This window comes from Leptolyngbya sp. ST-U4 (assembly GCF_039962215.1).
Lineage (GTDB): Bacteria > Cyanobacteriota > Cyanobacteriia > Elainellales > Elainellaceae > Leptolyngbya_A.
The window spans coordinates 1-11,255 of the sequence record NZ_JAMPKZ010000061.1 but is presented as its reverse complement, the minus strand read 5'-3'; the positions used below and the strand labels follow the sequence as shown (position 1 = coordinate 11,255).

The window sequence follows — 11,255 nt, the reverse complement described above, 5'->3', positions numbered from 1 at the left end:
TGGCTTGCGAGAGTGCTAGGCGTTGTCGCGTTTCCCGCACCAGATCTGCTAGCTCTGTTTGACCGATCGTGGGCATAGAGTACGAATCATTGCATTGCATTTACTACTTATACCACGTGGTATATCACTCATCCTCTCCCCTATGGGGCAGGGAATACGGTTGTGTCGCAAATACTTTTTAGTGACAAACGAAGCATCTCGTTTGCGTTTCGTTAAGCGCTAATTCCGAAGAGTGCTTCAATCAATTTTACTTGAGCCGCACTGTCCCCTTTGCTGATTCCCTTGACTTGTCCTTTGCGAATCAGACTCATTGCTTCAATTCCGTTTAAGGTTCGTCTTGCCGTGTTAAATGAGTCGAATCCCATCCTTAGTTAGGTCAATCGCTTGATGTTGCGGTGAGGCTGCTCAATGATATTATTCAGGTACTTGCTCTGCCGTAATTCCGTCTTTGCTGTGAGCGTTTCATCGCCTTTCAAGGCTTCGACTGCTCCTGGGTAGGCAGCGTTATTGTCCACCGTAATTACTCGCGGCGTTTGAGGATGAGTCGCCTTGAGAACTTTGCGGAAAAATCTTGTGGCTACCTTGCTATCCCGCGATCGCAATTTAGGGTGAGGCTAGAGAAAATTGAGCCCTACGACTATAATTCGGCTGAAGAGCATAAAAGAGGAGTACCTCACGACACGGAGCACTCCTCTTATTATTGAATGGATTATGCGATCGCCAAACTGTTCAAATTACCGCTGTAACCTGTAATTTCGACAATGGCATCTGCTGTGGCAGAAAATCCATCTATATTGTCATTCAACGCTACAAAGGTGCGCGTATTTCCTCCAGTACCAGAGGTAAAGACGGCAGCGTCATTCGCTTTAAAGGTGCCAGCCGTTAATACAGCCGCAATTCCCGTTTCTGTTAAGCTGCTGACTGCACCTAACTTAACGACATTAGCAGCACTGACCACATTAGGACCGTCGATGATGTCTGTTCCAATTTGCAAGTCAGTAATGCGATCGAACGCACCGAGCAGTGAGTCACTGAGGTTGGTATAGCGGAACGTATCAGTACCGTTACCGCCCGTAAGCTGGTCGGCTCCAGCCCCACCGATCAGGCTATCATCGCCATTTCCACCGAGGAGTGTATCATCTCCAGTTCCACCCATCAGCGTGTCAGTTCCGTTGCCACCATCCAGGTAATCTGGACCATTATTGCCCATGAGCGTGTTGGCTCCATTGCCACCTAATTGTCGGGTTCCAACCAACAGATTGACGCTGCCTGTTGTGGTGCCCCCCTTACCGTCACTGAGGCTGTAGGTAAAGCTGCCCGTGCCACCACTTGTGGGACTAAAGGTGACAAAATCATCAGCAAAATTTGCAGGAGTACCGTTGTTGTTTAAGCTTACGGTACCACTGATCACATTATTCACTCCAGTAATGGTCAAGACATTTCCTTGATCAACATCACTATCGTTAGCGAGAAGATCAGCAACGGAAATGGTTCGTGGGGTGTCCTGAGCCGCTGTAAAGAAATCTGCTCCAGCAACGGGTGCTTCGTTGACATCCGTGAGACTCAGGGTGAAGTTGGTGCTGGCGTCGGGCGTATTACCTACAGTTGCATCATCAACGTTGACGGTTACAGCATAGCTAGCTTTTGCTTCAAAATCGAGGGATGTATCCGCTTTCAGGTACAGCGCACTGCCATCAATTTCAAAGAAACTAGCATCGGTTCCGCTGAGGCTCAGGGCATTCGTGCCAACCTCATCATCAGTAATGCCAATATCTGCTACCTTGATGCGGCTGGTAGTGCTGGTATTCTCAACTAAAGTCGTAATCGTGTTGGTGAATATAACGGCTGTTGGTGCCTGGTTAGGAACTGCCAGATTAAACCGTGCTAGCACTGGATCATGGTCGCTCACCTGGTCGGCAAACTCAGAGTTAATGTGAACCACATCAAACCCGTCTAAACGGTTCAACAGGTTGTTGCTGACTAGAATGTGATCGAGGGTCTGAGCATTTCCTTCAAAGTTATAGGTATAACGCTCGTTCGCTGGCAGGGTTTCTGCCAGAGTATTGAGTCCAGCACTTTCTAAAATTGAGAGTGGGTTTGAGAATTCAAAATCGTTCAAATCGCCTGCAACGACAACATTGGCGTTAGGATTGATTGCTAGAATGCTTTGAACAAAGTTCTTAACAAGGGTAGCTTGCTGGTTACGCTGCACTTCGGAGTTGAGGGTTGGCGGTTGATTGGGACCAAACAGTGGTTGATCGCCCCCCTTCGAGTTGAAGTGGTTGCCAATCACATAAACGGTTTGCCCATTAAAGAGAAATTTACCCACCAACGGCTTCCGGCTTGCGTTAAAGGCAGAATTGGTGGGGTCAATTAATCCAGGGCTAGCAGACAAATCAGGAATACCATCACTGCCGATGTCCGTAACGGTTGTGTTGGATGTAGAAGTACCACCGGGGCGATCGACAAAGCTAACTCGATTGGGATTGAACAGGAAACCAACCCGAATATTGCCACCAGGTTCTCCTCCATTGGTGTCGTCTACTGGATTGACTTGACAGTACTCATAACGAGGACCCCCAGCAGCGACGATCGCGTTAATCAATGTTTGGTAGGTCAGACTGGCATCTACCACACTGTCATTGGTGGGACCATTATTATCCTGAACTTCTTCCAGGTTGATAATGTCAGGCGATTGTAAATTATTCACAACCGCGGTTGCCAAGGCATTGAACTTGCCAGCACCATCACCGGGGTCAAGGTTCTCGACATTAAAGGTTGCAACCGTGAGTTGATTTGCAGTGCCCGTCAAGTTAGTCACTTCTCTTTGCAGAGATGAGGCTTGTACGACAGTAGGTGCCGTTGATACCAGGACTTCGTAATTGTTGAAGTCGTAATTAACCACCCCAGTAATCGTACTCAGTTGGGCACCCACATCTGCTGCCGGTAACGTGACCGATCCATTAATGAGGTCATCAATCTGAATCCGTTCTGGATTAAAGTCTGTTTGTGTGATCAGGCTGCCACCCCGAACCGTGCGACTGGAGGCATTCGCTCCATTGTCTGCGAGTACCCAAGTTTCCTCAGAAGTCCCGAAGTTTGCTGTAGGAGATGTGGTGATAGCGTTGTTGATCTGTACTCGCATTCCCTCTAGTCTTTCGTAGAAGTCAATGCCATCCTGCGCTGGATCGAAGGTGGTAGCACCTGTTTCAATATTGCCTGTCGTGTCGTTATCAATAACTTGAGTAGGAACTACCCGTCCACCGTTGCCTAGAATAGTTGCCGTTGGCAGCGCATTACCACTCGACAAGACGGTGATGGAAGGACTGGTAATCCGCGTAACCGTGAGGTTATTGGCATTGTTGCCAGGACGAAATTCCGCTACCGTGCCGCCAACCTGAATCGAGTCTCCTACCGCAACCGTTGGAGCCGAATTGGTGAACACGAAAATGCCTTCAGATGTTCTGTCGTCAGCGTCAGGATTGGGGTCTTGTAAATAAAAGCCATTTGTGGCAACTGCTGTAACGATACCTGCTACATTACTAACCGTTTGCCCAACTAGAGGAGAACGGTGAGATGTGCCTTGAATGTCACGAATGCGGATGGTCGGTGATGGAGGGGTGTCATTGTCAGCGATCGCCACATCTGCCGCAGTCGCTGCACCCAAATCGTAATCAGCCGTATCAACCACCGTCAGAGTAACGGTTTCGCTACCTTCAACCTCAGCGTCATCAACTGGCGTGATGGTGACATCCACAAAAGATTGTTCAGCCGCGATCATTGCAGTACCCGTTAAGGTAGGCGTATAGTCTCCTGCACTAGCCGTCCCGCCAACAGAATAGCTAACCGTTAGAGCATTGGCAGTATCACCAGTGCGAGTGATGCGGAAGGTTCCAGGATCCTGATTTGCTTCGGCAGCATTGGCATCGGCAGCAGTAATAGTGACGGTTGGAGTGGTTGGTGAAGTAAAAGAAGAAGCCGTCAAAGAAAAGTTGTCGATCGCCAAACCGTGATCATTTCCTGCATCATTGCGCTCAATCCAACGAACCCAAAGCGTATCACTTGGTGCCCATGAGGTCGAAATCGTGCCTCCCCGACCACTGACTAGACCGGCTCCGTTGCCGTCTACCGCAGCAGCGCTGGCAGTGGCAATAGGGGAAGACCAATCAAAATTGCTACCTGGGGCAATCCAGGTTGTGACTGTATTAAAACTAGACCCAAAGCCATACTCTAGCACCATCGGTTGTGCAGATGTATTACCACCATTGCGCCACTGCTCTCCATCAAACGACAGGGTGAAGGATGAGAAAGTTGATTCGGATGTATTGGTTGCACCAAAGGCAATCCAACCTGCGATCGCACCAGAAGCTGGGCTACCGAAATAAGTAGCTCCAGAACCCAACCCCCCTAAAGCGCGATCAGTCATTGTTCCTGTGGTTGGTCCGAAGCTATAAAAACTTCCAGTATTACCAGTTCCAGTGCCCGCTGCATAAGTTGTGATGGTTGTGCCAGAGGAATTAAAAAGCAACCAACCTGGCAATAGTGTGTCGTTAGTCCAAGTATTAGTCGTTCCTGAAGTCAGCAGGCTGTCGAAGTTTTGGGAGTAAGAACCGTTGAAGTTAATAGGCATAAAACTTTTCACAAAGAAGTAAATGTTCAGTCGAGACGGAAGGATTCAAGTTGCGAAGCTAAAAAACAAGTTAAAAAGCGATGCAAGTTAACTCAATGATGCACCACAAACTCTAAAGCAAGGAATCAAAATTACCAAACTGGCTTGTAAGTTTGTTAATCAAAGGCTTGAACTTTAAGAGTTGCCATTACACATATTCTTTAAAAACTGTGGTAGTGATTAAGCTGAACGCGGAGGTAAGAAAGACACAACAGAAAACAAGCAAAACAAACACCCCCATTTACATGGAGAATTCACAATTACCGTCAGCTAGTTAAGGTAAAAGCGTAAAGCTAACTAAAGTAAAAGCATAAAGATTAACTGCATTGAAAGGATGCGTGTTCAACTTCTTCAAAAATTACAGCTATAAATATCCTTGACCATTTTTGACGAGTAAGCTAAAGCTAACGAATTAAGCACTAGTAATTCTTCAGGTAATGCGCTTGAAATAACACAAGACATTTTGAGGAAAAATATGAACACCAAAACTAGATTCCGTAGCTATTTAACAATAGGGTTTTCACGGACACATGTTTGCACCAATACAATCTCTATTAAGATTGTGTGAAGTAATACATTTTGTGAGTGGGTTTTAATCTCTTGGTCTTTACTAAGGGCGAGCAGTTGTCTGTCCTTTGAGATTTGGAGTCTGTAGTTGCTGATATCGAGTATCAACCAGAAGATTTGATTGCAGGTGAAGGAGTTTGCAACTATCCCTATCATCGGTTGTGTCGCGAGAACTTTTTAAGGACAAGCGATCGGTATCGTTTGCGTTGCTCTAAATAGCAATGCCAAAGATTGCCTCAATCAATCTAACCTGAGATATAATACCTCAGATCTTGCAGCCTAGCCAGTAAGCCCAATCTGGCAGAGGTTTGAGTATGATTTCAAATCCATAGTTTGCAGCAATGTCAGATCGAGTTGAGATAAGTTTTAGCAACTCGAACCAAAGGACAGAGGGAAACAACACGGATAGGGTAAATTACTCGCTGCTTTCCAATTCAGGACAGGTGGTAGAGACCCTGGGTCAATCCAATGCACCAACAGATAAGCAATTAGTAAAAGCATCAGCCACGATAGACTCCAAGCTTGGTGGATTGACCAAAATAATGCAACCCAAAGCGATGCTTGATGGTTTTGAAGAAGCCCTCAATAGCCCAGCGTTGGCGTCCGAGACTGACCAAGTACACCCCAGAATAGGGATCAGAGCCATCCCAGAGTTTTCGGTTGCAGCGCATCCCGACTACTGCTCGCCATGACCGCTGCCTGACAGCGGCGAGAAAATCGACCGTGCCAAACTCCGTGTCTGCCAGCACAATCACGGTTCTCCCGTGGTTTAGGGACAATGGTTTCCATAACCGTTCAGTCAAATCTTTCTTACGCCTTTTCTTCCAGATTTTTCCTCCTTTTGCAACCCCTTGTTGAGACTGGTGCAAGATCTCAGTTAAGCTTCATGTCGTCGCTTCAGAACCATTCTCATGCCATGCTTTGGACGAAGCGTGAGCGAGGGTTCTAACACGACTGGCTCGTTAGAGGATAGGCAAAGGCGAAATTGGGATGCGATCGTCGCCACAATGAGTACAGCTTCCATCATGGCAAACGCCTTACCGATACAAATGCGAGGACCTGCACCAAATGGAAAGTAAGTGCAAGGAGGCAGCCGTTTCTGGAAATTATCCTTCCATCGATCTGGATTAAATTCCATCGGCTGGTCAAAGTAGCGAGCGTCGTGATGCATTAGCCATTGGCTCATAAACACAGTTGATCCGGGTGGGATTAGATATCCCTCCAGCTCACAGGCTACAATTGCCACCCGGCTCATCCCCCAAACGGGCGGGTAGAGACGCAGCGCTTCCAAAACAACGCGTTCAGTGTACTGTAGCCGCGAAATGTCCTGTAGGGTGGGCGCTCGTCCCTCCAGTACTGTTTGCAACTCCTCATGCAATCTGGCTTCGACTTGAGGATGCTGGTTGAGCAGGAACCACAGCCAAGTTAAGGCATTTGCGGTGGTTTCATGTCCTGCCAGCAGAAGGGTAGCTGCTTCATCGCGCACTTGCTGATCGGTCATCTGGCTGCCATCCTCATCGCGTATCTGCAGCAGGAGCGATAGCAAATCTCCCCGGTCTTCATGGGTTGATCGCCTCTCAGCAATCATGTGATAAATAATGCTATCCAACTGGCGAATTGCATGTTGATAGCGAAGATTGCTGGGTGTTGGTAGCCAATTCGGAATCAAATACTGATTCATTAACTGGTCATTCACGTGAATGACCACATCGAGGACTGCGTGGATGCTTTCTTTCTCTTCAGCAACATCAACGTCTAGCAATGCCTTCGCAACAATCGCAAGGGCTAAATTCATCATTTCTGAGTGGACATCGCGCACTTCGCCGTCCTGCCACTGCTCCAGCAGACGCTGGGTATAGTCAATCATCAGGGTGCTATAGCTTGCAATCCGCTCCCGGTGGAACGCAGGTTGAACAAGGCGACGTTGCCGCTGCCAGAAAGTCCCTTCGCTGTTGAGCAAACCATTGCCCAAGATCCGTAAGCCTCGGCGATAGACACTGCTTTTTGCAAACTGATGCACCTGTGTAACCAGGATAGTTTCGATTAAGCTCGGGTGATTTACGGCGTAAGCAGGGAAGGGTCCAAAATTCCAGCGAAAAATATCCCCATACTGCCGTGCACAGTCACTAAAGAAACCAATGGGATCATGGTTAATCTCAGGCAGATGACCAATTACGGGACGGCCCTGAGGTCCAGGTGGAGGACGAAGTATCGGCATAATGCCTTGCAGCGTTTAATCGAGGATAACCACTACAGTATTCATGTTAACAATTCTGCTACAAACCGCTATTCGGCGGGAGAGAAACATTCTGAATTGATTGATAATCTCCTATGTTTTTGCAACATAGCTTCTTGAGCCTAAGTTTACGCAAATTCACGAAAACAGCCCTCTAGCTTATTGGGGATCGACGATCGCCAAAAAGACTACTACAATGATCGGTATTAGGTTGGTATACACAAGTCTCTTTTCTAAGCGAGCGCTTACGTCATCTCTTCTCGCGTAGCTAAGCTTGCTTAAGCTAATGAAAATAAGCAACAAGCAGTATTGTTTGGGCTGTCGCTACATAACCCTTAACGTAAAACCCTCAACAGCAAAAATCTTAAAAAATTATTTCTGGCCAGCAGCATCTGGAGTGTAGTTGGCTCCATCTCTTTTTGATTCATCTTTAAGAGTGAAAGGTATCTGCCTACTTTTTGTCAGTGGTAGGCCATTGGGCTGCTGAAATTCATTTAAGTGAGGCAATTGAATCCAATGTTGAATTTCTCTCAATCCCAAGCATTTATTAAACCAGAAGCAAATTGTCTGGCGAGCTATGTTTTGGAGTTTTTAACGGCGATCGACGTCAAGCCACTCCAGCCTTCTTTTGCCAATTTGCCTGCTGACCCCTATCTGGAGGGCGGTTATCGGTTCCGGCGGCTTTCTCACTTCATTGTGAACGGCGATCGCTTAATTCAGCAGCCTCATCGTCGTCTATTTCAAAGTCGGCAGTATAACCCACTCCTGGGGGACGTGGTTCGAGAGTATGCCGAGCTAGAGGATGAACTGATTCAGCAGGAAGTCTTTCAGCGATTAGTCTGGGAATTTTACCAGTTTTGTCAGCTTTGCTCGCCCTACAAAGAGATTGGCGTGCATCAAATTCGGACGGTCGCATCGGCTCAAAAGATGGGCAATCCTGCACCTGAAGGCATTCATCGGGATGGGGTGGATCTGGTTGGCATTTTCTCGGTCGATCGCCACGACATTGACGGTGCGGAAACCCATCTTTATCCCAGCAAAGAGGGCAAACAACCTGTATTGAGTAAAGTGCTGTATCCGGGAGAATTTCTGGTGTTTAAGGACGATCAATATTTTCACTACACCTCCCCAGTGAAGGCGATCGGTTTTGGTCAGGGCACTAGAGATGTCTTTGTGTTGACCTGCCCAGGGCTGTTCCCACCGAATGAGGAATAGGGGAAAGGATTCATGACGATGCTAGATCTAAATTGGATTCGTGCCCAGTTCCCTGCTCTGCACCAGGAGATAAACCGCCATCCTGTAGTTTTTCTGGATCGCCAGAGGAAGTTTATCGTCTGTTACACACGCTGCATGAGCTAGCAACACATCCGGTTGCAGCAGGAGGTTCGACCGATGAACAAAATTCTAGTCACAGGTGCGAGGGGACAGCTTGGCAGCGATTTAGTAACTGCCTTATGCCAACAATATGGAGCAACCAACGTGATTGAAAGCGGTTGGAGAGCCCCCTCTGATCGCTCCAGTTCCTTTGCCTTTGAGGTTTTAGATGTTACCGATCAAGGTCAGCTGCAAAAGCTAATTGAACATTATCACATTGATACTGTTTATCATTTGGCAGCGTTATTATCTGCGAAAGGAGAACAATTTCCCGATCGATGCTGGGATGTTAACGTGAACGGACTGCGGCATGTTCTGGAGGCTGCACAACGATTCAATCTGCAAGTCTTTTTTCCCAGTTCGATCGCAGTTTTTGGACCCCATACACCCAAACTCGATACGCCCCAGGTCACTGTGGAAGATCCAACCACCATGTACGGCATTACAAAGGCGACGGGAGAATTCCTGTGCCACTACTATGCCCACCGCTACGGGGTTGATGTACGGAGTCTGCGCTTACCCGGCATCATCAGCTATAGTGCTCCTCCAGGCGGGGGAACTACGGACTTTGCGGTCGAAATGTTCCAGGCAGCCCTGCGCTCGGAAACCTACACCTGCTTTGTTCGTCCGGAGACGCGCCTCCCCATGATGTATATCTCTGACGCGATTCGTGCCATTTTAGGCATTATGCAAGCAGACTCCAACGCTATTAAAATCCGGTCGAGCTATAACGTGACCGCGATCAGTTTTTCTGCCGCAGAACTGGTTGCTGAAATTCAAACCCACTTGCCCCACTTTACCTGTCGTTACGTTCCCGACTTTCGGCAAACGATCGCCGATTCCTGGCCCTCCGTGATTGATGATTCAAAAGCGCGAGCTGATTGGGGTTGGCAGCATCAGTATGATTTAGCCGCGATCGTGACCGAGATGCTGGAGAAACTACGTGCCCACAGTCAGAATACCCAGAGTTAGGATGCTTAGAGCCAAAAAACAGGAGTTCTGCGATCATGAACAAAACTGCCGTAAATAAAACTGCACTTTCCTTGTTTGGTACGTCTCTTGATGAAATTCAGCGAGCAAATCTGGCAAAGGAAGAACGTCTCTTAACCACTCCTCAGGATGCCGAAATCAGAATTGAGGGCGATCGGACGGTACTCAATTTCTGTGCAAATAATTATTTGGGACTTGCCAATCACCCGGAAATTATTGCAGCAGCCCATAGAGGACTCGATGAGTATGGGTTTGGTTTAGCATCTGGTCGGTTTATTTGTGGCACTCAAACCATTCATAAGCAATTGGAGGCAAAAATTTCCGCGTTTCTGAATACAGAGGACACTATTCTATATACGTCCTGCTTTGATGCGAATGGAGGATTATTTGAAACGTTGTTGAATGCAGATTGTGCGGTTATTAGTGATGCGCTGAACCATGCCAGCATTATTGATGGAATCCGGCTTTGCAAAGCGCAGCGCTATCGATTTGCCCATAGCAATATGCAGGAATTAGAACACTGTTTACAACAAACCCAGAACGCCAAAATTCGCCTCATTGCGACGGATGGCGTGTTCAGTATGGATGGTGATATCGCCAGGTTAGAACAAATTTGTGATCTGGCAGAGACTTATGATGCGTTAGTGATGGTGGATGACAGCCATGCCACGGGTGTAATCGGTGCCACGGGACGCGGTTCTGCAGAACACTGTGGCGTTATCGGACGGGTGGATATTATTACCAGTACTCTGGGTAAAGCGTTAGGCGGCGCATCGGGCGGTTTCACCTCCGGGCATAAGAGCATTATCGACCTGCTGCGACAGCGATCGCGTCCCTACCTGTTTTCTAATACCCTGGCTCCGACGATCACCTACACCAGTCTCACGGTTCTTGACCTGCTGGCTCAATCCAGTGAACTCCGCGATCAACTAATGGAAAATACCTGCTATTTTCGGCAGCAGATGCAGGAACGGGGCTTCGAGATCAAAGCAGGGGTTCACCCCATCACGCCGATCATGCTCTACGATGCGAAGTTAGCTCGCGATATGGCGCAGGACTTGCTGGCGGAGGGCATTTATGTCATTGGGTTCAGCTATCCCGTTGTGCCTCAGGGACAGGCTCGGATTCGAGTCCAAGTTTCGGCTGCCCATACGCGATCGCACCTTGATTGCTGCATTGAAGCATTTACAAAAGTAGGACAGCGCTATGAAATTCTGAGAAGTCTGACGAGGAGCATTTGATCGAGAAAAAGCACCCATTCCTTGTGGAGAAGCCCCTTCTCAAGGATTAAACTGGTTTATAGTAGACTTGTCGGGAAATAAGCAAGAATAGAAGGCAGAAATGGGATAAGCAAATGCTGGATATTGAACGGGTGCTGACACAAGACCGCTTGCTGCGCGCTTTAACTGGCTTGAATCG

General features: G+C 47.8%; 7 protein-coding genes. 3 read left to right on the top strand and 4 right to left on the bottom strand.

Annotated features, from left to right (window positions below; genetic code table 11):
• Positions 1–371: 371 nt before the first annotated feature.
• From NDA02_RS27295 to NDA02_RS27280, 4 genes are all read right to left on the bottom strand, one after another.
• Complete coding sequence (locus NDA02_RS27295; RefSeq protein WP_348256259.1) at positions 372–602, bottom strand: DDE-type integrase/transposase/recombinase; 231 nt, start codon at positions 600–602, stop codon at positions 372–374.
• Positions 603–709: 107 nt separating this feature from the next.
• Positions 710–4,630 (bottom strand): cadherin-like domain-containing protein, encoded by a 3,921-nt coding sequence (locus tag NDA02_RS27290; RefSeq protein ID WP_348256258.1) that lies wholly within the window; start codon positions 4,628–4,630, stop codon positions 710–712.
• 1,106 nt (positions 4,631–5,736) lie between these two features.
• Positions 5,737–6,015: a hypothetical protein gene (locus NDA02_RS27285; RefSeq protein ID WP_348256257.1), complete on the bottom strand. Its 279-nt coding sequence runs from the start codon at positions 6,013–6,015 to the stop codon at positions 5,737–5,739.
• A gap of 98 nt (positions 6,016–6,113) precedes the next feature.
• Positions 6,114–7,454: a cytochrome P450 gene (locus NDA02_RS27280; RefSeq protein WP_348256256.1), complete on the bottom strand. Its 1,341-nt coding sequence runs from the start codon at positions 7,452–7,454 to the stop codon at positions 6,114–6,116.
• A 534-nt stretch (positions 7,455–7,988) separates the two neighbouring features.
• Here NDA02_RS27280 and NDA02_RS27275 point away from each other — a divergent pair.
• The 3 genes from NDA02_RS27275 (at position 7,989) to kbl (ending at position 11,077) form a co-directional block, all read left to right on the top strand.
• Positions 7,989–8,687 (top strand): 2OG-Fe dioxygenase family protein, encoded by a 699-nt coding sequence (locus NDA02_RS27275; RefSeq protein WP_348249787.1) that lies wholly within the window; start codon positions 7,989–7,991, stop codon positions 8,685–8,687.
• A 177-nt stretch (positions 8,688–8,864) separates the two neighbouring features.
• Entirely contained in the window at positions 8,865–9,818 is a 954-nt protein-coding gene (locus NDA02_RS27270; protein WP_348256255.1) for an NAD-dependent epimerase/dehydratase family protein, read from the top strand.
• Positions 9,819–9,853: 35 nt separating this feature from the next.
• A complete protein-coding gene (gene kbl / locus NDA02_RS27265; protein ID WP_348249786.1) occupies positions 9,854–11,077 on the top strand; it encodes a glycine C-acetyltransferase in 1,224 nt (407 codons plus the stop codon).
• Positions 11,078–11,255: the final 178 nt, after the last annotated feature.

Excerpts from the sequence above, each read along its gene's own strand:
- NDA02_RS27275 (WP_348249787.1), top strand. The coding sequence starts at position 7,989 with ATGTTGAATTTCTCTCAATCCCAAGCATTTATTAAACCAGAAGCAAAT.
- NDA02_RS27290 (WP_348256258.1), bottom strand. The coding sequence starts at position 4,630 with ATGCCTATTAACTTCAACGGTTCTTACTCCCAAAACTTCGACAGCCTG.
- kbl (WP_348249786.1), top strand. The coding sequence starts at position 9,854 with ATGAACAAAACTGCCGTAAATAAAACTGCACTTTCCTTGTTTGGTACG.
- NDA02_RS27280 (WP_348256256.1), bottom strand. The coding sequence starts at position 7,454 with ATGCCGATACTTCGTCCTCCACCTGGACCTCAGGGCCGTCCCGTAATT.
- NDA02_RS27270 (WP_348256255.1), top strand. The coding sequence starts at position 8,865 with ATGAACAAAATTCTAGTCACAGGTGCGAGGGGACAGCTTGGCAGCGAT.